Here is a 21,131-nt window from a genome sequence, read left to right as displayed (position 1 = left end):
TGCGGGCAGGGGCTCAGCGGAAGTCGCGGGAGGTCGCCGGCACCTTGAGCGACAGCGGCGCGAGGTGCTCGGCGACGAGGTTCGTGGCGCCGTCAGCCCGCTCGACCGTCCCGCGGACGACGAGGGCGGCGGACCCGCGCGCCACGGTGCGGAACCGCCGCCACAGCCCCGCCGAGCAGATGACGTTGAGCAGGCCCGTCTCGTCCTCCAGGGACAGGAACGTCACACCCTGGGCGGTCCCGGGGCGTTGGCGGTGCGTCACCACCCCCGCTGCGGCGATGCGACGCCCCGCCTCGTGCCGCATGACGTCGGCGACCCGCAGGACCCCCGCGGCGTCCAGGCCCTCACGGACGTACTGCGTGGGGTACGACTCCGGGGAGATGCCCGTGGCCCACACGTCCGCCATGGCCTCCTCCACCGCGCTCATGCCGGGCAGCGTGGGCGCCTCGACACCGACGCTGACGCCCGGCAGCGTGTCCGGACCCTCCTGCGCGAGCGCACCCGCCGCCCACAGGCCCTCCCGTCGCGTCACCCCGAGCCCCTCCAGCGCTCCGGCGGTCGCGAGCGCCTCGAGGTGGGCGGTGCTCAGGCGGACACGGCGGACGAGGTCACGGAGTCCGACGAACGGTCCGTGAGCGGTCCGCTCCTGGACCAGCGTGGTCGCCAGGTCCTCCCCCACCCCGCGGACCGACGCCAGGCCGAGCCGCACCGCCAGGTCGAGGTCCGGTGCCGGTGCGGTGCAGGGCGGAGGTGGCGCCTGGACGCCCGACCGCTCCGCGGCGTCGTCGGGGAGACGTTCCAGACCCGCCTGCACCCCCGAGCGCTGCACGTCCGGGCGCAGCACCGTGACCCCGTGGTGCCGGGCGTCGGCGACGAGGGACTGCGGGGAGTAGAAGCCCATCGGCTGGGCGGCGAGCAGCCCGGCGTAGAACGCCGACGGGTGGTGGACCTTGAGCCAGGAGCTCGCGTACACGAGATAGGCGAAGGAGAAGGCGTGGGACTCCGGGAACCCGAAGTCCGCGAAGGCCTTGAGCTTGTCGTAGATCTTCTCCTGCACGTCCGGGCCGATCCCCCGCTCGGCCATGCCGGCCAGGAGGCGGCCGCGCAGCGCCTCCATCCGCTCGGTCGACCGCTTGGACCCCATCGCCCGCCGCAGCTGATCGGCCTCGGCGCCGGTGAACCCCGCGACGTCGATGGCCATCTGCATGAGCTGCTCCTGGAACAGCGGCACGCCCTGGGTCTTGCCGAGCGACTTCTCCAGCAGCGGGTGCAGGAACGTCACGGGCTCCCGCCCCCGCACCCGGTTGATGTACGGGTGGACGGACCCGCCCTGGATCGGGCCGGGCCGGATGAGCGCGACCTCGACGACGATGTCGTAGAAGCACCGCGGCTGCAGGCGCGGCAGCGTCGCCATCTGCGCGCGGGACTCCACCTGGAAGACGCCGACCGTGTCCGCCGCGCACAGCAGGTCGTACACGGCCGGGTCCTCCTGCGGCAGCGAGTGCAGGCCGAGCCGGACGCCCTCGTGCTCGGCGACGAGCTCGAAGCCGATCCGGAGCGCGGACAGCATCCCCAGGCCCAGCAGGTCGAACTTCACCAGGCCGGCGTCCGCGCAGTCGTCCTTGTCCCACTGCAGGACCGTGCGCCCGGGCATGCGCGCCCACTCCACCGGGCACACCTCGATGACGGGCCGGTCGCACATGACCATGCCGCCGGAGTGGATGCCGAGGTGGCGCGGCAAGCGCAGGAACCGGTCGGCGAGGTCGATGACCTGCTCGGGGATCTCCGCGAGGTCGGACGCCGTCTGCGGCAGGTGCCGCGGCACGACGTCGTGGGAGTCCGAGCTGCCCCAGACCGACCCGGTGCCGGCCCCGCCGGACGAGGCCGCGGCCCGGCCGGTGGCCGGGACGCCGCCGGGGCCGACCGTCGGGGCCTTCTGCAGGTGGTGCCAGCTGCTGCTCGGCTCCGTGCCCTTGAGCGTCCCCCAGCGCTCGATGCTCTTGCTCCACGCGTCCTGCTGACCGACGTCGTGCCCCAGGGCGCGCGCGGCGTCGCGCACCGCCGAGCGCGGCCGGTAGGAGATGACGTTGGCGACCTGGGCGGCGTGCGCCCGGCCGAACCGCTCGTAGACGTACTGGATGACCTCCTCGCGGCGCATCGACTCGATGTCCACGTCGATGTCCGGGGGGCCGTCGCGCTCGGGCGCGAGGAACCGCTCGAACAGCAGCCCGTGACGCACCGCGTCGACCGCGGTGACCCCCAGCGCGTAGCACACGGCGGAGTTCGCGGCCGAGCCGCGTCCCTGGCACAGGATCCCCCGACGACGGCAGAAGTCGACGAGGTCGTGGACGATGAGGAAGTACCCCGGGAAGCCGAGCGACTCGATGACGTCGAGCTCGTGCTCGACCTGCGCCCAGGCACCGGCGACCCGTTCCTGGCCCGGTGGCCCGTAGCGGTCCTGCGCGCCGCGCCGGACGAGCTCGCGCAGCCAGCTCGCCTCGTCGTGGCCGGGCGGCACCGGGTACGGCGGCAGGCTCGGCGCCACGAGGGCGAGGTCGAAGGCGCACTCGTCCGCGAGCGCCGCAGCGGTCCCGACGGCGTGCGGGTGCCGCCGGTGGTGGCGCGCCATCTCCGCCGGTGAGCGCAGGTGACGTCCCGCGGCGGGCAGCCAGCCGTCGACGTCGTCCAGGCTGCTGCGTGCGCGGACGGCGGCGAGGGCCGCGGCGAGGTCGGCGTCGGCCGGGCGCGCGTGGTGGACGTTCCCGGTGGCGACGAGCGGGAGCCCGGCCCGGGCGGCGAGCTCCGCGAGGGCGTCGGCGCGCTCGGAGTCCCACGGGTCGCCGTGGTCGGTCACCTCGACGGCGACGTTGTCCCGGCCGAACAGCACGGTGAGCCGGTCGAGCTCGACCCGGGCGGCGTCGAGGTCCCACGTCGCGGCTGGTCGGCGCCGGCCCTCGAGCGCCTGTCGGACGGCGCCCTTGCGGCATCCGGTGAGCACGAGCCAGCGCCCCGCGGCGGCCTCGGCGAGGGCCTCGAGGCGGTAGTCGGCGGCGCCCTTGGTGCCGGTCGCCAGGTGTGCCTCCGCGATGGCCCGGGACAGCGCCCGGTACCCGTCGGGACCGCGGGCCAGGACGAGCAGGTGCGTGGCCCGCGGGTCCGGGGACCCGGTGGGTGGGTCCAGCACCCCGGCCGGGTCGGGCAGGTGCAGCTCGGCGCCGAACACCGTCCGCACCCCGGCGGCACGCGCCGCCTGGGCGAACCGCACGACGCCGTACAGCCCGTCGTGGTCGGTGATCGCCATGGCGGACAGCCCCAGCCGGGCCGCCTCCTGGACGAGCTCCTCCGGCTGGCTGGCCCCGTCGAGGAAGCTGAACGCCGAGTGGGCGTGCAGCTCGGCGTAGCGCTGGTCAGTCATACCGCGCCTCCAGCCGCCAGCGCCCGTCCCGTAGGCAGAGGAGCAGCCCTGCCCCGTCGTCGGTGAGGACCTGGAGGTAGGCAGCCCGGTCGGCGCCCGGCACCCACCACCGCTGCACGACCGGCCAGGGCCCGGCCCACGCCAGGACCCCCCGGCGGACGACGGTCCCGCCGGGCTCGTCGAGCGTGAGCGTCGCCGGCTCCCCGCTCAGCTCGAGTCGGGCGCTGACCCCCACCCGGGCACCGTCCGACGCCCGCACGTCGACGTCGGCCGGCTCGGTCAGCACCGTCGCCGGGGCGGGCGGCGGGAGCCTGCCTGGCCACGGCGCCGTCGTCGTCCGCGCGGGCGGCACGTCCTCGCCCCACGGGACCAGGTGCACCTGGTCGCGCAGGTCCCGTCCGCCCTGCACGACGGCGGCGAGCACCGCGTCCGCCCCCAGCAGGCCCTGGACGCGGTGCAGCGCCCGCTGCGCCCGGCGGTCGGCACCGCTGGGGTCCCCCCACAGCCTGCCCTGCTCCGCGCCGACGGGGACGACCTCCTCGGCGCGCAGGGACAGGTGCACCAGGCCCGCCGGCTCCGGGTCCAGCCCCAGGGACGAGCCGGGGGCGCGTCCGGTCGTGCCCCGGCCGAGCCAGCCCTCGAGCTGCCAGCGGACGCGGTCGGTGATCCGGCCGACCGACAGCCCGCCCAGGGCCGTGTCCGTGCGCCACGCCCGGACCAGGTCCTGACCCGCCTCGGTCCGGGCGACGATCTCGAGCCGCCCGCAGCCGGCGCCGCGCTCGACCAGGCGGGTGTGCAGCGCCTCGGCAAGACGCCGCGCCACGAAGGCGGTGGCCTCCAGCCGTTCGACCGGCGGGTCCAGGTCCTCCTCCACGACGACGTCCTCCTCGGGCCGGCGGACCGCCGTCGGCCGGTCGTCACGGCCCGACGCCACCCGGTGCGCCCAGACCCCGAGCTCCCCGAACCGGGCCAGGACGTCCTCGCGCGGCAGCCGGGCGAGGTCGCCGAGGGTCCGTAGGCCCAGCCGGCCCAGGAGGTCCACGAGCCCCGGGATGCGGGCGACCACCTCCTCCTCGGTCGCGACGTGGACGAGCTCGCCGATCGCCAGCGGGGCGAGGAACGTCGCGGCCGTGCCCACCGGCAGCAGGCGGGCCGCCCGGGCGGCGAGCACCGCGGCCCCCACCCCGTCCGCGACCCCCACCTGCGCCTCGTACCCCGCGCGGGCGACGGCCTCGACGAGCTGCTCGGCCAGGGCCTCCTCCGAGCCGTGGTAGCGGCCGGCCCCCGCGGCGGGCAGGAGGAGCAGACCGGGACGGGCCACCTCGACGCCGGCGACGACGCCCTCGACCGCCTCGACCACCGGCTCGAGCAGCCGCACGTCCCGTCCCGGGTCCGCCGCCAGGAGCACCACCTCCGGGCAGGTCTCCTGGGCGTGCCGACGACGCATGCCCCGCCGCACCCCCTGTGCCCGGGCGACCGCGGACACGGCCGTCAGCCGACGACCGTCGTGAACGGCGGCCGGCCGGTCGGCGGGGACCTCGGCGAGCGTCATGGCCGCCAGCACCGGCCAGTCCGGGACCCAGACCGCCGCGACCCGCTCCGGCGACGACACGGTCATCCCGCCCACCGGCGGTCGGACGTCCACGGGGTGGGTTCGGTGGTGGCCGGGGTGGCCCACGGGTGCGGCATCGCGGGGACGTCCACGTCGAGGACGGTGGTCCGACCCGACGCGCCGCGCCCGTCCCGGCGGACCGCGAGCGCCCGGCTGCGCAGGCGCCCGCTGCCCCGGCCCAGCCCCTCCCAGCGGGACCCCTCGGCGGTGAGGACGACGTGCGCGCCCGGCCACGGCGACGTGGGCAGCAGGACCGCGGACCGTTCCCGCGCCCGGGCGCTGAGCCGGCGCCGGTCCGCGTCCGTCAGCGCCGCCCCCGGTCCGACGACGACCGCGTCCACGCCGTCCAGCAGCGCCGCCACGGCTGTCGCCGCCTCGGGGCCGGGGGCAGGCACGAGCGCGACGCGGTCCAGCTCCAGGCCGAGCTGGTGGGCGGCGAGGACACCCGCGTCCGGCAGCCCCACGAGCGCGACCCAGCCTCCGGACCGCGACACGTCGGCGAGCAGGCCCAGCACCAACGAGGTCGACCCGGCGACCACCACCGTCGAGCCGCGCCGCAGGGCACCCTCCGGCAGGAGCGCACCCAGGCCCGCCGGGACGGGCAGCAGCCGCGCGGACGCCTCGGGGTCGACCGTCGCCGCGGGGACGGGCTGGTCGACGGCCGCACCCGTGCGGGGCGCAGGGAGCGCACCGGGCCCCCTCGTGAACCGGGCGGCACCTGTGCTCTCCTCCGCCAGGCGGAGGACGGATCGCGCGATCGCGGCACGGTCCGCCGTCGGCGCACCGGTGGCCACCACACCCACCGCACCCATGCCGCTCCTCGAGTCCGCCTGCACCGCCGGGGGTCGACGGACGCATGCCACGCCTGTCGACCATGCTCGAACACCTGTTCGAACTCGGCTCTCCAGTACACGTCCACGGCGACGGCCTGTCAAACCGCTCCGGCGTGTCCGGGCGACGCGCTCACCCGGACGGCCGCACCGCTCCCCGTCCGGCACCGAGCACCCGCCACGCGCCGCCCGCGGGGTGTGCATGTCAGCCGTCGCGGGCATGATGATCGGTGTTCCCGGGACCGGCCCGACACCCGGGGCACGGACGCACCCGACCGTCGACACGGAGGACCCATGGACCTGACCCGGCCCGACGCCCCCGAGCCGTACTCCCTGCTGCCGCAGGTCGGGACCTTCTCCCTGACCAGCCGCGACGTCCAGGACGGGCAGCCGCTCGCCCACACCTTCACCGCCGAGGGCGGCAGCACCTCCCCGCACCTGGCCTGGTCCGGCTTCCCCGAGGGCACCCGCAGCTTCGTCGTCTCCTGCTTCGACCCCGACGCCCCGACCCCTGCGGGCTTCTGGCACTGGACCGTCGCCAACCTCCCCGTGAGCACGACGGCGCTGCCCACGGATGCCGGCGAACCCGGCAGCGACCACCTCCCGCCCGAGGCCGTCCAGACCCGGAACGACGGCGGCGAGGTCGGCTTCATGGGCGCGGCCCCCCCGGCCGGCGACAAGCCGCACCGCTACGTCTTCGCCGTCCACGCCCTCGACGTGGAACGGCTCGACGTGGAGGCCGCGACGACGCCGACCGTCGTCGCCTTCCAGGCGCTGTTCCACACGCTGGCCCGGGCCACCCTGACCCCCACCTACGCGCGCTGACCGGCCGGTGACAGCTCATCTGACCTGGTCCCCCGCGCTGGGCAGGCCCGACCTGCTGGCCGCTCCCACCGCAGCCGCGCTCCACGCCTGGGCGGCCACGGACCCCCGGGTGGCGGAGCAGGTCATGGTCGCGGAGATCGACCCGGGCCTGGCCGACACCGCGGCGCTCAGCGCGGCCTACGCGCTGCCCCTCGACCTCTCGGCGAACTGCGTGGTCGTGGCCGGACGCCGCGGCGGCGAGCAGCGCGTGGCGGCGTGCGTCGTGCTCGCGACGACGCGGGCCGACGTCAACAACGCCGTGAAGCGGCTGCTCGACGTGCGCAAGGCGTCGTTCCTGCCGACGGACCGCGCCGTCGAGGGCTCGGCGATGGAGTACGGCGGGATCACGCCGATCGGCCTGCCGCAGGACTGGCGGGTGCTCGTCGACGGCCGGGTGCCCCTGGCCGGGGACGTCATCATCGGCAGCGGCGTCCGGCACTCCAAGATCGAGCTCCCGGGTGAGCTGCTCGCCGCCATGCCGGGCGTCGAGGTCGTCGACGGGATGGCTCTGGGGTAGTCGCTCCGTTCACGCAGTCCCCTGCTCCGCTCCCCCGGACGCGTCCCGCACCCGTGTCGCCCAGAACGCGACGGCGGCCGCGGCCGCGACGTTGAGCGAGTCCACGGCTCCCGCCATGGGGATCCGCACGACCAGGTCGGCCGCGGCCACCGTGGAGGGCCGCAGCCCGTCCCCTTCGGTGCCGAGCACCAGCGCCAGGCGCTCCGGCGGGTGCAGCTCCAGATGGTCGAGGGGCACCGCGTCCTGGGTCAGCGCCAGGGCCGCGGTGACGAACCCCGCCTCCCGCAGCATCCGGACGCCCTCCGGCCACGGGTCCACCCGCGTCCACGGCACCTGGAAGACGGTCCCCATCGAGACACGCACCGACCGGCGGTAGAGCGGGTCCGCGCAGCGCGGCGTCACCAGGACGGCGTCGACGCCGAGCGCGGCGGCGCTCCGGAACGCCGCCCCCACGTTGGTGTGGTCCACGACGTCCTCCAGGACCGCCACCCGCCGCGCGCCGGTACCGCCCCGCGCGGCGGCGAGCACCTCCGCGACGGACCGCAGCGGGGGGCGGTGCATCGCGGCGAGGGCACCGCGGTGCACGTGGAACCCCGTGATCGCCTCGAGCACCTCCGGCTCGGCGACGTAGACGGGGACCGCGGAGGCGTCGTCGGCCGCCTGCTCCCGCCCTCCCGGGCCGACGACGGCTCGGGCCAGCATGTCCGTGAGGTCCGCCAGCCAGCGCGGGGAGACGAGGACCGAGCGCGGGCGGTGCCCGGCGGCCAGCGCCCGGCCCAGGACGGTCGAGCTCTCCGCGATGTACAGGCCCTTCGCCGGCTCGTGCCGGGACCGCAGGGCGACGTCGGTGAGCGACACGTAGTCGGCGAGCCGGGGGTCCTGCGGGTCGTCGAGCGGGATCACCTCGGGCGTCAGCACGCCGACATCATGCCCGCTGACGCGCCGAGGGCCGGCCCGCGGTGCGCGGGCCGGCCCTCGACGACGGACTCAGGACGCCGGCGGCGGAGGCGGCCCGTCCTGCGGGCGCGGCTCGAACGACTGCTCCGGGGCTGGACCGTCCTGCGGGCGCGGCTGGAACGACTGCGCCGGGGGCGGCCCGTCCTGCGGGCGCGGCTCGAAGGACTGCACCGGCGCCGGCCGCTCGGCGGGCTGCGCCTCCCGCGTGGCCGCGCGGGCCGTCGGTCTCGTGACGGTCGTCGCCTCGCTCGTCGCGGCCCGCGACTCACGACGCGCCTCGGCGAGGGCCTCCGCCGGGTCCACGAGGGCCGACGGGCCGAGGTCCTCACGGGTGACCGGCGAGACGCCCGGCGGCCGACCGGAGCTCAGGTCCGGTCCGTCCCCGGCCCCTCCGAACCCCTTGGTGATGGCGCTCAGCGCCGCGGTGAACTCGGTGGGGATGAACCACACCTTGTTCGACTGCGTCCGGGAGACCTCCGGGAGCATCTGGAGGTACTGGTACGCGAGCAGCTTGGGGTCGGCGTCGCCGCGGTGGATCGCGTCGAAGACCTGGAGGATGGCGCGGGCCTCGCCCTCGGCGTTGAGGACGGCGGCCTGCGCAGAGCCCTCGGCGCGCAGGATCGCCGCCTGCTTCTCACCCTCCGCCGTGAGGATCTGGGACTGCTTGACACCCTCGGCCGTCAGGATCGCGGCGCGGCGGTCGCGCTCGGCGCGCATCTGCTGCTCCATCGAGCCCTGGATGGACTGCGGCGGGTCGATCGACTTGAGCTCGACCCGGTTGACGCGCACGCCCCAGCGACCGGTCGCCTCGTCCAGGACGCCGCGGAGCTGGCCGTTGATCTGGTCGCGGCTGGTCAGGGTCTGCTCAAGGTCCATGGACCCGACAACGTTGCGCAGGGTGGTGACGGTGAGCTGCTCGATGCCGGTGATGTAGTTGGCGATCTCGTACACGGCGGACTTGGGGTCCGTGACCTGGAAGTAGATGACCGTGTCGATGCTCACGACGAGGTTGTCCGACGTGATCACCGGCTGCGGCGGGAAGGACACGACCTGCTCGCGCAGGTCCACCCGGGCCCGCACGCGGTCGATGAAGGGCACCAGCACGTGCAGGCCGGCGTCGAGCGTCCGCGAGTAGCGGCCGAGCCGCTCGATGAGCAGCGCCGTCGCCTGCGGCACGATCCGGACGGCCCGGACGAGCGTGACGACGACGAACAGGGCCACCAGGCCGAGGACGAGCACGAGCACGAGCTGGTTGGCGCTGATGGTGGGACTCTCGATCATGTTCTCTCCGGTCGTCGACGAGCTCGGCTGGTGCGCGCGGGCCGCGCCGTCGGCGGGCCCGTCGGCAGGTCAGGGGGACGTGCCCGGGGCGTCGGGCGGGTCCTCGGCGGGCTGCTGGAGCGGGCCGACGACGGCGGTGGCGCCGTCGATCCGCAGGACACGGACGGTCACGTCGGCCGCCAGCACGAGCCCCGTGACGTCCGTGCGGGCCGACCACTGCTCCCCGGCCAGCTTGACCAGCCCGGAGCGGTCGGTGACCTCGGACAGCGTCAGCGCGGTCCGGCCGACATTGGCCGCCGCGTTCGTCTCCACCAGAGGGGTGCGACGGCGCAGGTTGCGCAGCAGGAACGGCCGGAGGAAGACCAGCATCACGGTCGACGTCGCGGCGAACGCCAGCACCTGCACGGTGATGTCACCGCCGAGCAGGCTGGCCACGAGGGCGGCCACCGCCCCGGTCGCGAACATGAGCAGGACCAGGTCGAGCGTGAGGATCTCCAGGACCCCCAGGCCGACGGCCGCGATGACCCACCACACCCAGTGGATCTCGATCTGGTCCATGTGCCCCCTCCGCGTCGGACGCCCCCGTCGCGGACGACGCCGGCCCGATCATCGTAGTGGCGCAGGGGCCGCCGGCGTGGGCGGCCCGGGCGGCGCGTCCCGCGCGGGCCGCTGCGGGGCCTCAGGGGGCCCCTGAGCCGGTCAGCCGGTCCTGCGTGCGCTCCAGCGCTCGCCGTGCCGGCCGACCTCGAGGTCCATCCCGAAGGTGTCGCTGAGCGGCTCGGTGGTGAGCACCTGCTCGATGGGCCCAGCGGTGCGCACGGCGCCGTCCCGCAGCAGGAGCGCGTGCGTGAACCCGGCCGGCACCTCCTCGACGTGGTGCGTCACGAGGACGAGGACCGGCGAGCGGCGGTCCTGCGCGAGCTCGGCCAGCGCGGCGACCAGCTCCTCCCGCCCGCCGAGGTCCAGGCCCGCGGCAGGCTCGTCCAGGAGCAGCAGCTCGGGGTCCGTCATGAGCGCCCGTGCGATCTGCACGCGCTTGCGCTCGCCCTCGCTGAGGGTGCCGAAGCGCCGCTCCGCGAACCGTCCGACGCCGAAGACGTCGAGCAGGGTGCGCGCGCGCTCGTGGTCGAGCGCCTCGTACTGCTCGCGCCAGCGCCCGGTCATCCCGTACGCGGCGGTCAGCACCACGTCCAGCACCGTCTCCGACGGGGAGATCCGGTCCGCGAGCGCGGCGGAGGCGACCCCGATGCGCGGGCGCAGCTCGAACACGTCGACGGCGCCCAGGCGCTCACCGAGGATCGTCGCGGTCCCCGACGTGGGGTGCATGCGCCCCGAGGCGATCTGGAGCATCGTCGTCTTGCCCGCGCCGTTGGGCCCGAGCAGGACCCAGCGCTGGCCGTCCTCCACCTGCCAGGTCACCCGGTCGAGGATGGTCGTGGTCCCTCGTCGGACGGTGACGTCCTGCAGATCCAGCACGGCGCTCATGACGCCGAACCCTAACGCGGTCCGCGACACGGGGCCGTAGGGTCGACGCGTGCACGACCCGGACGACCCCCTCACGCTCCCCCGCTCCGTCCACCTCGCGCTGTGGACGCGCTACGTGGGTGCGGGCGCGGAGTCCCTGCGGCACGCCCTGGACGCGGTGCAGGGGGACGACGAGCCGCACGCCGTCGTCGCCGACGACGACGCACCGGTCGGCGACGGGACGCTCGGGTCGCTCGTCGCGACGTGGGCCTCCGGGGTGCGCACGGCGGCCGCCGTGCTCCCCGTGCCCGGCGACCCGGCGGGCGCTCCCGCCGGAGCGGGCGCCGCGGCGCTGGAGGTCGGCGAGTGCGTCCTCGTCGAGACCCCCGACGGCGCCTTCGCGGCCGTCCCCGAGGTCCGGGCGTTCGGCACCGACCTCGAGCCGGGGCACCTCGTCACGTGGCACGTGCGCCGGGTCCCGCCCTGGTCCACGGCGCTGCTCGGCGTCCTGGGCACCCCGGCCGAGGCGGAGCAGGAGCTGCGCCATGCGCTGCTGCAGGCGACCGACGCGCTGACGTCGCTCGACGTGGCCCGCTGGCGACCGGACGCGGCGGCCGCGATCGCCCGGCTCCGCGGGGACACCGCACCGGCGTGGCACCTGCCACCGCAGCTGGACGCGCGCCGCGTCCGCGTCCTGACCCTCGCGGCACGGCTGCGCGGCGTCGTCGCCCTCGCCACCAGCGACGACGGCGGCGCCGTCAACCTCTGGCAGGCGGACCAGCGGTCGACCGCGCTGCGGGAGATCGACCACGCCGCGCGGCGCGCCCTGTCGGCGGTGACGGTCGCCTGACCGTCAGCGCGCGACGGACCGGTAGACCTCCAGCGTCCGCTCGCCGATGGCGTCCCACGCGAAGTGGTCCTCCACCCGGGTCCGCGCGGCGCGGCCCATCTCGGCGGCGCGCTGCTCGTCGGAGACCACCTCGGTCAGCGTCCGGGCGAGGTCGGCGACGAAGCGGTCGGGGTCGACCGGTGTGCCCGTGCCGTCCTGCACCTGCTCGATGGGCACGAGCCTCCCCGTGACGCCGTCGTCGACCACCTCGGGGATGCCCCCGGTGGCCGTGCCGACGACCGGCAGACCGCACGCCATGGCCTCGAGGTTGACGATGCCGAGGGGCTCGTAGACCGACGGGCAGACGAAGACGGTCGAGGCCGAGAGCACCGCGACGAGCTCCTCGCGCGGCAGCATCTGCTCGATCCACACCACGCCGCCGCGCCGCTCGCGCAGCCCGTCCACGAGCCCGGTCACCTCGGCCATGATCTCCGGGGTGTCGGGGGCACCGGCGCACAGCACCAGCTGGACCTCCGGCGGCAGGCTCTCGGCGGCGCGGAGCAGGTAGGGCAGGCCCTTCTGCCGGGTGATCCGGCCGACGAAGACGACGGCGGGCCGCTCCGGGTCGATGCCCAGGCGGCGCACGGTCTCCTCCGCGCGCGCCACCGCGTCGCCCTCGGGCCGGCGCCACCCGGACAGGTCGATGCCGTTGTGGACGACGTGGACCTTCTCGGGGTCGATCTCGGGGTAGCACCGCAGGATGTCGGCGCGCATGCCGGCGCTGACCGCGATCACGGCGGCGGCGCCGAGGTACGCGGTCTTCTCCGCCCAGCCGGACAGGGCGTACCCGCCGCCGAGCTGCTCGGCCTTCCACGGCCGCAACGGCTCGAGGCTGTGCGCGCTGACGACGTGCGGCACCCCGTGCAGCAGACCGGCGAGGTGACCGGCGAGGTTGGCGTACCAGGTGTGGGAGTGCACGACGTCGGCGCCGGCCACGTCCCCGGCCATGAGCAGGTCCACCCCGAAGGTCCGCAGCACGGCGTCGTGGTCGGCGAGCGCCGCGGGGACGTCGTACCCGTGCACACCGGCCTCCGTCCGCGGCCCGTCGAAGCAGCGCACCCGCACCTCGACGTGATGTCGCAGGACGGCACTGAGCTCCGCCACATGGACGCCGGCCCCGCCGTAGACGTGCGGCGGGTACTCCCTGGTCAGCAGATCGACTCGCACACCGACACGCTAGCGCTCCAGGAGCCGGACGGGATGGTCGTGACCTCGCTCACGCTCTATGGTCGATCACATGGCTGCGCCCCGAGTTCTCGCGATCGTCCTGGCCGGCGGCGAGGGGAAGCGGCTCATGCCGCTGACCCAGGACCGGGCGAAGCCCGCGGTGCCGTTCGGCGGGCTGTACCGCCTGGTGGACTTCGCCCTGTCCAACCTGGTGAACAGCCGCTACCTGCAGATCGTCGTGCTGACGCAGTACAAGTCGCACAGCCTGGACCGCCACGTCGCCCGGACCTGGCGCATGTCGCCGCTGCTGGGCAACTACGTCGCGCCCGTCCCGGCGCAGCAGCGGGTGGGCAAGCACTGGTACCTGGGCAGCGCCGACGCGATCTACCAGTGCCTCAACATCATCCAGGACGAGCGTCCCGACATCGTCGTCGTCGTGGGCGCGGACAACATCTACCGCATGGACTTCTCGCAGATGGTCGACTCCCACATCGAGTCCGGCGCGGAGTTCACCGTGGCGGGGATCCGCCAGCCGATCGGCCTGTCGGACCAGTTCGGCGTCATCAAGGTCGACACGGAGGACCCGTGCCGCATCGACGCCTTCCTGGAGAAGCCGAAGGACGTCGAGGGGCTGCCTGACGCGCCCCACGAGGTGCTCGCCTCCATGGGCAACTACGTCGCGAACGCGGACGCACTCGTCGAGGCCGTCACGCGCGACGCCGACAACCCCGACTCCAAGCACGACATGGGGGGCGACATCGTCCCCTACTTCGTCGACCGCGGGACCGCCGGCGTCTACGACTTCATCCGCAACGACGTGGCCGGGTCCACGGACCGCGACCGGCACTACTGGCGTGACGTCGGGACGCTCGACGCGTACTACGAGGCGAACATCGACCTCATCTCCATCAACCCGGTGTTCAACCTCTACAACTCCGAGTGGCCGCTGTTCACCGGGTACACGAGCCTCCCGCCGGCGAAGTTCGTCCACGCCGGGCCCGGCCGGCTGGGCCACGCCGCCGACTCGATCGTCTCCCCCGGCGTCATCGTCTCCGGGGCGACGGTCACGGGCTCAGTGCTGTCGCCCGGCGTCTACCTGCACTCCTGGGCGTCGGTGAGCGACTCCGTCGTCATGGACGGTGCGCAGGTCGGGCGGCACGCGCAGGTGCACCGCGCGATCCTCGACAAGGACGTCGTCGTGGAGGAGCGCGCCCGCGTCGGGCTGGACGTGGAGCACGACCGCGCCCGGGGGTTCACGGTCAGCGACTCAGGCATCACCGTCGTGCCGAAGGGCACCGTCGTCCGCCGCTGACGCTGCTGGACGCCCGCGCCGGGTGACCGGCCGACCGCGCTAGCCTCGCGCCGTGACGAGCCCCGGCAAGCCAGCCCCTCGCGAGCGTCGGCTCGTGGTGACGGACGTCGACTCCACGCTCATCACCGGCGAGGTGATCGAGATGCTCGCCGACCACGCGGGCAGCGGCGAGCGCGTGGCGGACATCACCAACCGTGCGATGCGCGGGGAGATCGACTTCGGCAGGTCCCTCGTCGAGCGTGTCGCGACCCTCGAGGGGCTGCCCGTCACCGTGCTGGACGACGTGCTGCACGAGATCGAGCTGACGCCGGGCGCAGAACGGCTCGTCGCCGCCCTGCACGACGCGGGCTGGCCGGTCGGCGTCGTGTCCGGCGGGTTCGTCGAGGTCGTCGAGCCGCTCGCGCAGCGCCTCGGCATCGGCTTCGTGCGCGCCAACCGGCTGGAGGTCGCGGACGGCCGGCTCACGGGTCGGGTCACGGGCGCCGTCGTGGACGCCCAGGCGAAGGCCGACGCCCTGCGCGAGTTCGCGGCCGAGCAGGGTGTCCCCCTGGACCGGACGGTCGCCATCGGCGACGGCGCCAACGACCTCCTCATGCTGCAGGCCGCGGGACTGGGCATCGCCTTCAACGCCAAGCCGGTCGTCTCCGACCAGGCCGACGTGGCGGTCCCGGGCAAGCGGCTCGACGCCGTGCTGGAGCTGCTCGGCCTGGAGGCCTGAGGCCTCAGTGCCGGGCTCGGACGACGTCGACGAGCCGGGCGTCGCCGGCGTCCAGCGCGGCCCACACGGCGTGGGTCTCCAGCACCGCCGACGACGCCGTGGGCAGCCCGGCCCGGACCTGCGCCAGGTGCTCCGCCTCCCCCTCGCCGGCCAGGCGGGCGGCCGCGGCGGAGACGGTCGGCTCGTGCCCGACGACGAGCACGGTCCGCGCGTCCTCGTCGACCTCGCGCAGCACGTCGAGCAGCTCCGCCACGCCCGCGAGGTACAGCCGGTCCGTGACCTCGACCCGGGCCGCCACGTCGCCCAGTCCCGCCCGGACCAGCTCCCAGGTCTGCCGCGTCCGCAGCGCGGAGGACACGAGGACGACGTCCGGCAGGAGCCCGGCCGCGGTCAGGTGGGCGGCCACGTCCCCGCACTGCCGGCGACCGCGCAGCGCGAGCGGCCGCATGTCGTCGCGCAGCGCGGCCGAGACCTCGGCCTTGGCGTGCCGCAGGAGGACGAGGCGACGCGCGACGGCGTCGCCCACGTCACAGGCCCATCGCGTGGAAGCCGCCGTCGACGTGGACGATCTCCCCGGTGGTCGCTGGGAACCAGTCCGACAGCAGGGCGGCGACGGCACGGGCCGTCGGCTCCGGGTCCTTGGTGTCCCAGCCGAGGGGCGCCCGGCCGGTCCAGCCGTCCTCCATGGTCTCGAAGCCGGGGATCGACTTCGCGGCCGTCGTGCGGATGGGCCCGGCAGAGACGAGGTTGACGCGGATCCCCTCGGGACCGAGGTCACGCGCCAGGTAGCGGGCCGTGGCCTCGAAGGCCGCCTTCGCGACGCCCATCCAGTCGTACACGGGCCACGCGTACTGCGCGTCGAACGTCAGGCCCACGACGGCGGAGCCGCGCGCGAGCAGCGGCTGGGCCGCCACCGTGAGGGACTTGAGCGAGTAGGCGGACACGTGCACGGCGGTGGCCACGTCGTCCCACTGCCCGGCGAGGAAGTTGCCGCCCATGACCGACTGGGGCGCGAACCCGATGGAGTGGACGACACCGTCCAGGCGGTCGACGTGCTCGCGCACGCGGTCGGCGAGCGCGTCGAGGTCGTCGGTGTCCGTGACGTCGAGCTGCACCACCGGCGCCGGCTCCGGCAGCCGCTTGGCGATCGCCTGCGTGAGCCTGAGCTGGCGCCCGAACGACGTCAGGACGACCTCGGCACCCTCCTGCTGCGCCAGCCGTGCGACGTGGAAGGCGATGGACGAGTCCACCAGCACACCCGTGACCAGAAGCTTCTTGCCCTCGAGCAGACCCAACGTTTCCTCCGGGACCTCCGTCGGCCGGTGGCCGACCTCCGACTGGACACGCGCTCGCGCGAGCACGTGCGGTGCGCTCAGCGCGCGGTGCGGCTCAGTGACCCATGCCCAGACCGCCGTCGACAGGGACGACGGCGCCGCTGATGTACGCAGCGTCCTCCGAGGCGAGGAAGTGCACCACTCCCGCGACCTCCTCCGGGCGCGCGAAGCGACCGGCAGGGATCGCTGCACGGTAGGCGTCCTGGCGCTCCTGGGGCAACGCCGCCGTCATCGCGGTGTCGATGAAGCCGGGGGCGACCACGTTCGCGGTGATGCCGCGCCCCCCGAGCTCGCGGGTGATGGACCGCGCCATGCCGACGAGGCCAGCCTTGGAGGCCGCGTAGTTCACCTGACCCTGGCCCCCGTAGAGCCCGACGACCGAGGAGATGAGCACGATCCGGCCGCGGCGCAGCCGGATCATGCCCTTGCTCGCGCGGCGCACGCAGCGGAAGGAGCCGGTCAGGTTCACGTCGAGCACCTGCTCGAAGTCCTCGTCGGTCATCCGCATGAGGAGCTGGTCGCGCGTGATGCCGGCGTTGGCCACGAGCACCTCGACCGGGCCGTGCGCCTCCTCGACCTCGGTAAAGGCCGCGTCGACGGAGGACGTGTCCGTCATGTCCCCGTGGACGCCCAGGACCCCGTCGGGCAGGTCACCGCTGCGGTAGATCGTCGCGACGCGGTCGCCCGCGGCGACGAAGCGCTCGGCGATCGCGCGACCGATGCCGCGGTTCGCCCCCGTCACCAGGACGCTGCGCGGTCCGGTGGTCGTCTCCACCACGGTCGACTCCTGTCTCCTCGTGCCTGCGGCCGGAGCCGACCGTAGCGGACGGGCGCCTGCCGCGACGTCCGCGACCGAGGGACGGCTGAGGCGCCCCTGAGGCGAGCGGGCCTGCGGCGCCGCCTGCCGGCGCGACCTCCGCCGTACGATCGGACCGTGTCCGTCATCCGTGGCCTCCCGAGCGGAGGTGCCCGTCCCACCGCCGGTCGCGGCTCCTCCCCGGCCGCCGGCGAGGTGCACCGGATCACGAGCGCGCGCCAGTCGCTGCAGGAGGACATCGCGGCCCGCAACAAGCGGTACATGCTGCAGATGAGCACCCGCGTGGTGTGCTTCCTCGGGGCCGTCGTGCTGGACCACTGGTCGCGGTGGGTCCTCGTCGCGGGTGCCGTGTTCCTGCCGTACATCGCCGTGGTGCTCGCCAACGCCGGCCGGGAGAAGGCCACGGACCCCGGCACGTACGTCGACGCCGCCGCGGACCCCCGGGCGCTGCCGAGCCGCCCCTCGGAGCCGGTGATGACCTTCGCCGACGAGACCGTCCCCACGTCGCCCCGCCCCGCCCGGGCCGGCGACACCTCGACGGGCAGCCGCGGACGGTGACCGACTCGCCGGACGGTCGGGCCGAGGACGCCATCGACGAGGTCGTCTGCAGCGCGAAGGGCTGCCGCAGCAGCGCCACCTGGGGGCTGCGGTGGAACAACCCGCGCCTGCACACCGCGGAGCGGCGCAAGGTGTGGCTCGCCTGCGACGAGCACCGGGGTCACCTCGAGCACTTCCTCGGCGCCCGGGGCTTCCACCGCGACACGGTGCCCGTCGGCGACCTCGCGGCGAGCGACGGCTGAGCCCCGCACCCCTACCGCACGGGATGGGAGGAGGGCTCAGCAGGTGCGCGACACTGGGACCATGACCGCGCCGCGCCCCGACCCGGACCGGGGCGCGGCGACGACCGGCACCACCGGGGTGACGGGGGGGACCGGGGACACGGTCCAGCCGGTGCAGACCGAGCACACGGAGCACGACCCCGCCGACGAGCGTCGGCGCTGGCTGACCACGGTCCTCGTCGCCGTCCTCGTGGCGGTGGGCTGCGTCGCGGCGGGCGTGTGGCAGTGGTCCCGGCACGCCGACCGCAGCGCCGCCGTGGCCGTCGTCGAGGCGAACTACGAGGCGCCCGTGGTCGGCCTCGAGGAGCTCGTGCGACCGGGCGACGCCCTCCCCGCGGACGCGGTGTGGCGACGCGCCGCGGTCACCGGCCGGTACGTCGGCGACCCGGTGCTCCTGCGCAACCGGCCCGTGTCGGGGCAGCCCGCCCTGCACGTGCTCCAGCCCCTGGTCGTCGAGGCCGGCCCGCTGAGCGGGAGCGTCCTCGTGGTCGACCGCGGGTGGCTGCCCACGGGTGAGGCGGGCGAGGGGGCGGTGCCGGCCGCCCCGCCGGGCCAGGTCGAGGTCGTGGCGCGCCTGCGGCAGGAGGAGGAGCCGTCGGGTCGGGACGCACCCGCGGGCCAGGTCCAGGAGGTCGTCGTCGAGGACGTCCGCGCCGCGTCCGGCCCACCGCCGCAGTGGCCGGAGGGAGCCGCGCTGCGCCTCTACGGCGCCGTCGTGACCGAGGACGGCGCGCCGGCGGAGGGCCTCGGGCGGTTGCCCGCCCCGCGGACGGCACTGGGCACGAACCTCTCCTACGCCTTCCAGTGGTGGCTGTTCGCGGTCGGCGCCCTGGCGGCGCCACTGGTGCTCCGGCGCAAGGAGCGCCGCGACGCCGCGGAGGCGGCGGCCGCAGCGGCGGAGCGCGCCGGGACACCCGACGGCGCCACCGCCCCCTCGACGGACGAGCCCTCCCCGCGCCCGGCCGTCGCACGACGACGTCGTCGGCCGACCGCCGAGGAGGAGGAGGACGCCCTGCTGGACGCCCACCTGCGCGACATCCCGGGGCGGGACGGCCCCTGACGCACGGACGTCCGCGGACCCGGCGCAGGTCCGCGGACGTCGGTGACTCAGGCGCGCGACTCGCGCAGGGCCTGTCGGCGGGCCTCTGCCGCGGCACCACGTGTGGCGCCTCCGCGGGAGCGCATGGCCACCCCGGACTCGGCGAGGACACCGTGGACGAACCCGTAGGACCGTCCGATGTCGTCGGCGAGGGAACGGATGCTCTCCCCTCGCTCGTACCTCTGCACCAGCGTCGATGCCAGGTCGTTCCTGCTGTCGCCGGTGATGCGTGACCCCTTCGGGAGCTTTGCGCTCATGGTTTCCCCTTCATTGCCATTGTCCCTGCGGCACGCCGACGTTCGGCCGTCGACGCCGCCCCCCGCCGTGGCTCCGACCGGGGACGAGCTCACGCGAGCGAGATGAGGTCCGCGTAGCTGTCGTTCCACAGATCTTCGTCCCCATCCGGCAGGAGCACCACTCGATCGGGTTCGAGGGCGGCGACGGCTCCCTCGTCGTGGCTGACCATGACCACGGCACCGGCGTACTGGCGCAGGGCGGCGAGGATCTCCTCGCGGCTGGCGGGGTCCAGGTTGTTCGTCGGCTCGTCCAGCAGGAGGACGTTGGCGGCAGAGACGACGAGCGTGGCCAGCGCCAGCCGGGTCTTCTCCCCGCCGGACAGGACGCTCACGGGCTTCTCGGCGTCGTCCCCGGAGAACAGGAACGAGCCGAGCACCGAACGCACCTGGGTGTCGGTGAGGTCCGGAGCGGCGTGCCGGAGGTTCTCCACGACGGTCCGTCCGGTGTCGAGCGTCTCGTGCTCCTGCGCGTAGTAGCCGAGCTTGAGCCCGTGCCCGGGAAGGACCTCGCCGGTGTCGGACTCCTCCACGCGGGCCAGCAGCCGCAGGAGCGTCGTCTTGCCCGCGCCGTTGAGGCCGAGGACGACGACACGAGTCCCCTTGTCGATCGCCAGGTCGACGTCCGTGAAGACCTCGAGGGACCCGTAAGACTTGCTCAGCCCGGTCGCCGTGAGGGGGGTGCGCCCGCACGGCGCGGGGTCCGGGAACCGCAGCTTGGCGACCTTGTCCGCGACACGCTCGCCCTCGACACCGGCCAGGAGCCGCTCGGCCCGCTTGGCCATGTTCTGAGCGGCCACGGCCTTGGTCGCCTTGGCGCGCATCTTGTCCGCCTGCGCCTTGAGGGCGGCGGCCTTCTTCTCGGCGTTGACCCGCTCACGCTTGCGGCGTCGCTCGTCGGCCTCGCGCTGCTCGAGGTACGCGTCCCACCCCAGGTTGTACTGGTCGATCTCGCCGCGGTTCGCGTCCAGGTGGAACACCTTGTTCACCGTCTGCCGCACGAGGCCGACGTCGTGGCTGATGACGAGGAACCCGCCCGCGTAGCTGCCGAGGTAGTCGCGCAGCCAGACGATGGAGTCCGCGTCGAGGTGGTTCGTCGGCTCGTCCAGGAGCAGCGTGTCGGCCCCGGAGAAGAGGATGCGGGCCAGCTCCACCCGGCGGCGCTGGCCGCCGGAGAGCGTCCCGAGCGGCTGGCCGAGCACGCGCTCGTCCAGTCCCAGGTTCGAGGCGATCCGGCCGGCCTCGGACTCGGCCGCGTACCCGCCGGCGGCGGTGAACCGCTCCTCCAGCCGGCTGTACCGCTCCATGGCCGCGTCCCGGGTGGCGTCGTCCGCGCTCGCCATGGCGCCCTCGGCGGTCCGCATCGAGCGGACGATCTCGTCCAGGCCGCGGACGGACAGGATCCGGTCCATCCCCATGACGTCGAGGTCCCCCGTCCGCGGGTCCTGCGGCAGGTACCCGACGTCACCGCTGCGGGTCACCCGGCCGCCGGTGGGCAGCGTCTCCCCCGACAGCACCTTGGTGAGGGTCGTCTTCCCGGCACCGTTACGACCGACGAGGCCGATCCGGTCACCGGCGCCGATGCGGAACGACGTCGGGTGCAGCAGCGTCCGCACGCCGACGCGCAGCTCGAGGTCGTGGGCGGTGATCACGCGGGGTACGTCTCCTCTGATCTGACTGATCTGCTGAGGTTTCCTCCCAGCGGTCCGCGGCCCTCTTGTGG

Annotated in this window: 21 protein-coding genes; 8 read left to right on the top strand and 13 right to left on the bottom strand. The window is 74.8% G+C overall.

Features of this window, described 5'->3' with window-relative positions; genetic code table 11:
* Positions 1 to 13 precede the first annotated feature (13 nt).
* Genes LG379_RS09145 through LG379_RS09135 form a run of 3 tightly spaced genes read right to left on the bottom strand, consistent with a single transcriptional unit; the run spans position 14 to position 5,839 of the window.
* Complete coding sequence (locus tag LG379_RS09145; protein WP_225754250.1) at positions 14 to 3,415, bottom strand: error-prone DNA polymerase; 3,402 nt, start codon at positions 3,413 to 3,415, stop codon at positions 14 to 16.
* Positions 3,408 to 5,033 (bottom strand): DNA polymerase Y family protein, encoded by a 1,626-nt coding sequence (locus LG379_RS09140; protein WP_225754249.1) that lies wholly within the window; start codon positions 5,031 to 5,033, stop codon positions 3,408 to 3,410. Before LG379_RS09140 ends, LG379_RS09145 begins: the two co-directional genes overlap by 8 nt.
* Complete coding sequence (locus LG379_RS09135; RefSeq protein WP_225754248.1) at positions 5,030 to 5,839, bottom strand: hypothetical protein; 810 nt, start codon at positions 5,837 to 5,839, stop codon at positions 5,030 to 5,032. The genes LG379_RS09140 and LG379_RS09135 overlap by 4 nt, the downstream gene beginning before the upstream one ends.
* A gap of 312 nt (positions 5,840 to 6,151) precedes the next feature.
* On the opposite strand from LG379_RS09135, the gene LG379_RS09130 reads away from it, so the two are divergent.
* Together LG379_RS09130 and LG379_RS09125 are read left to right on the top strand one after the other, a co-directional pair.
* Complete coding sequence (locus LG379_RS09130) at positions 6,152 to 6,682, top strand: YbhB/YbcL family Raf kinase inhibitor-like protein (RefSeq protein ID WP_225754247.1); 531 nt, start codon at positions 6,152 to 6,154, stop codon at positions 6,680 to 6,682.
* Positions 6,683 to 6,689: 7 nt separating this feature from the next.
* Positions 6,690 to 7,238, top strand: coding sequence for a YbaK/EbsC family protein (locus LG379_RS09125; RefSeq protein WP_225754246.1), 549 nt, complete (start codon positions 6,690 to 6,692; stop codon positions 7,236 to 7,238).
* Positions 7,239 to 7,247: 9 nt separating this feature from the next.
* Here LG379_RS09125 and LG379_RS09120 read toward each other — a convergent pair whose 3' ends face one another.
* The 4 genes from LG379_RS09120 to LG379_RS09105 form a co-directional block, all read right to left on the bottom strand.
* Positions 7,248 to 8,156 carry an RNA methyltransferase gene (locus tag LG379_RS09120; protein WP_225754245.1) on the bottom strand — a complete coding sequence of 303 codons (909 nt, stop codon included), beginning with the start codon at positions 8,154 to 8,156 and terminating at the stop codon, positions 7,248 to 7,250.
* Positions 8,157 to 8,225: 69 nt separating this feature from the next.
* The gene (locus tag LG379_RS09115) at positions 8,226 to 9,476 is read right to left on the bottom strand and encodes an SPFH domain-containing protein (protein WP_225754244.1); all 1,251 of its coding nucleotides are present in this window, start codon (positions 9,474 to 9,476) and stop codon (positions 8,226 to 8,228) included.
* Positions 9,477 to 9,545: 69 nt separating this feature from the next.
* Positions 9,546 to 10,034, bottom strand: a complete 489-nt coding sequence (locus tag LG379_RS09110; RefSeq protein ID WP_225754243.1) for an NfeD family protein — start codon at positions 10,032 to 10,034, stop codon at positions 9,546 to 9,548.
* 141 nt (positions 10,035 to 10,175) lie between these two features.
* Positions 10,176 to 10,961: an ABC transporter ATP-binding protein gene (locus LG379_RS09105; RefSeq protein ID WP_225754242.1), complete on the bottom strand. Its 786-nt coding sequence runs from the start codon at positions 10,959 to 10,961 to the stop codon at positions 10,176 to 10,178.
* 49 nt (positions 10,962 to 11,010) lie between these two features.
* Here LG379_RS09105 and LG379_RS09100 point away from each other — a divergent pair, with 49 nt between their 5' ends.
* On the top strand, positions 11,011 to 11,790 hold the full coding sequence (locus tag LG379_RS09100; RefSeq protein WP_225754241.1) for a hypothetical protein: 780 nt from the start codon (positions 11,011 to 11,013) through the stop codon (positions 11,788 to 11,790).
* A 3-nt stretch (positions 11,791 to 11,793) separates the two neighbouring features.
* Here LG379_RS09100 and glgA read toward each other — a convergent pair whose 3' ends face one another.
* On the bottom strand, positions 11,794 to 12,996 hold the full coding sequence (gene glgA, locus LG379_RS09095; RefSeq protein WP_225754240.1) for a glycogen synthase: 1,203 nt from the start codon (positions 12,994 to 12,996) through the stop codon (positions 11,794 to 11,796).
* A gap of 70 nt (positions 12,997 to 13,066) precedes the next feature.
* On the opposite strand from glgA, the gene glgC reads away from it, so the two are divergent.
* Positions 13,067 to 14,308, top strand: coding sequence for a glucose-1-phosphate adenylyltransferase (glgC, locus tag LG379_RS09090; RefSeq protein ID WP_225754239.1), 1,242 nt, complete (start codon positions 13,067 to 13,069; stop codon positions 14,306 to 14,308).
* A 52-nt stretch (positions 14,309 to 14,360) separates the two neighbouring features.
* A complete protein-coding gene (serB, locus tag LG379_RS09085) occupies positions 14,361 to 15,026 on the top strand; it encodes a phosphoserine phosphatase SerB (protein WP_225754238.1) in 666 nt (221 codons plus the stop codon).
* Positions 15,027 to 15,030: 4 nt separating this feature from the next.
* Here serB and LG379_RS09080 read toward each other — a convergent pair whose 3' ends face one another.
* The 3 genes from LG379_RS09080 to LG379_RS09070 all read right to left on the bottom strand — a co-directional run bounded on the left by LG379_RS09080 (position 15,031) and on the right by LG379_RS09070 (position 17,138).
* Positions 15,031 to 15,552 carry a histidine phosphatase family protein gene (locus tag LG379_RS09080; RefSeq protein ID WP_225754237.1) on the bottom strand — a complete coding sequence of 174 codons (522 nt, stop codon included), beginning with the start codon at positions 15,550 to 15,552 and terminating at the stop codon, positions 15,031 to 15,033.
* A gap of 1 nt (position 15,553) precedes the next feature.
* Entirely contained in the window at positions 15,554 to 16,321 is a 768-nt protein-coding gene (fabI, locus tag LG379_RS09075) for an enoyl-ACP reductase FabI (protein WP_225754236.1), read from the bottom strand.
* Positions 16,322 to 16,415: 94 nt separating this feature from the next.
* On the bottom strand, positions 16,416 to 17,138 hold the full coding sequence (locus LG379_RS09070) for a beta-ketoacyl-ACP reductase (protein WP_225754235.1): 723 nt from the start codon (positions 17,136 to 17,138) through the stop codon (positions 16,416 to 16,418).
* Positions 17,139 to 17,294: 156 nt separating this feature from the next.
* Between LG379_RS09070 and LG379_RS09065 the strand changes: the two genes are divergently transcribed.
* The 3 genes from LG379_RS09065 (at position 17,295) to LG379_RS09055 (ending at position 19,076) form a co-directional block, all read left to right on the top strand.
* The gene (locus tag LG379_RS09065) at positions 17,295 to 17,735 is read left to right on the top strand and encodes a DUF3099 domain-containing protein (protein WP_225754234.1); all 441 of its coding nucleotides are present in this window, start codon (positions 17,295 to 17,297) and stop codon (positions 17,733 to 17,735) included.
* Positions 17,732 to 17,977, top strand: coding sequence for a hypothetical protein (locus LG379_RS09060; RefSeq protein ID WP_225754233.1), 246 nt, complete (start codon positions 17,732 to 17,734; stop codon positions 17,975 to 17,977). Before LG379_RS09065 ends, LG379_RS09060 begins: the two co-directional genes overlap by 4 nt.
* A 61-nt stretch (positions 17,978 to 18,038) precedes the next feature.
* A complete protein-coding gene (locus LG379_RS09055; RefSeq protein WP_225754232.1) occupies positions 18,039 to 19,076 on the top strand; it encodes an SURF1 family protein in 1,038 nt (345 codons plus the stop codon).
* 47 nt (positions 19,077 to 19,123) lie between these two features.
* Here LG379_RS09055 and LG379_RS09050 read toward each other — a convergent pair whose 3' ends face one another.
* Together LG379_RS09050 and LG379_RS09045 are read right to left on the bottom strand one after the other, a co-directional pair.
* Positions 19,124 to 19,372 (bottom strand): helix-turn-helix domain-containing protein, encoded by a 249-nt coding sequence (locus LG379_RS09050; protein WP_225754231.1) that lies wholly within the window; start codon positions 19,370 to 19,372, stop codon positions 19,124 to 19,126.
* Between the two features lie 89 nt (positions 19,373 to 19,461).
* Complete coding sequence (locus tag LG379_RS09045) at positions 19,462 to 21,060, bottom strand: ABC-F family ATP-binding cassette domain-containing protein (RefSeq protein ID WP_225754230.1); 1,599 nt, start codon at positions 21,058 to 21,060, stop codon at positions 19,462 to 19,464.
* Between the last annotated feature and the right edge of the window lie 71 nt (positions 21,061 to 21,131).

The sequence above is a fragment of the Actinotalea sp. Marseille-Q4924 genome, assembly GCF_916618755.1.
Taxonomy (GTDB): domain Bacteria; phylum Actinomycetota; class Actinomycetes; order Actinomycetales; family Cellulomonadaceae; genus Actinotalea.
Note: the sequence above shows the minus strand (reverse complement) of the source record. Positions and strands in the feature narration are given on the sequence as shown.

Bases quoted from the DNA above. Each gene is read 5' to 3' on its own strand.
- LG379_RS09145 (WP_225754250.1), bottom strand. From the start codon at position 3,415: ATGACTGACCAGCGCTACGCCGAGCTGCACGCCCACTCGGCGTTCAGC.
- LG379_RS09140 (WP_225754249.1), bottom strand. From the start codon at position 5,033: ATGACCGTGTCGTCGCCGGAGCGGGTCGCGGCGGTCTGGGTCCCGGAC.
- LG379_RS09135 (WP_225754248.1), bottom strand. From the start codon at position 5,839: ATGGGTGCGGTGGGTGTGGTGGCCACCGGTGCGCCGACGGCGGACCGT.
- LG379_RS09130 (WP_225754247.1), top strand. From the start codon at position 6,152: ATGGACCTGACCCGGCCCGACGCCCCCGAGCCGTACTCCCTGCTGCCG.
- LG379_RS09115 (WP_225754244.1), bottom strand. From the start codon at position 9,476: ATGATCGAGAGTCCCACCATCAGCGCCAACCAGCTCGTGCTCGTGCTC.
- LG379_RS09110 (WP_225754243.1), bottom strand. From the start codon at position 10,034: ATGGACCAGATCGAGATCCACTGGGTGTGGTGGGTCATCGCGGCCGTC.
- LG379_RS09105 (WP_225754242.1), bottom strand. From the start codon at position 10,961: ATGAGCGCCGTGCTGGATCTGCAGGACGTCACCGTCCGACGAGGGACC.
- glgC (WP_225754239.1), top strand. From the start codon at position 13,067: ATGGCTGCGCCCCGAGTTCTCGCGATCGTCCTGGCCGGCGGCGAGGGG.
- LG379_RS09055 (WP_225754232.1), top strand. From the start codon at position 18,039: ATGACCGCGCCGCGCCCCGACCCGGACCGGGGCGCGGCGACGACCGGC.
- LG379_RS09050 (WP_225754231.1), bottom strand. From the start codon at position 19,372: ATGAGCGCAAAGCTCCCGAAGGGGTCACGCATCACCGGCGACAGCAGG.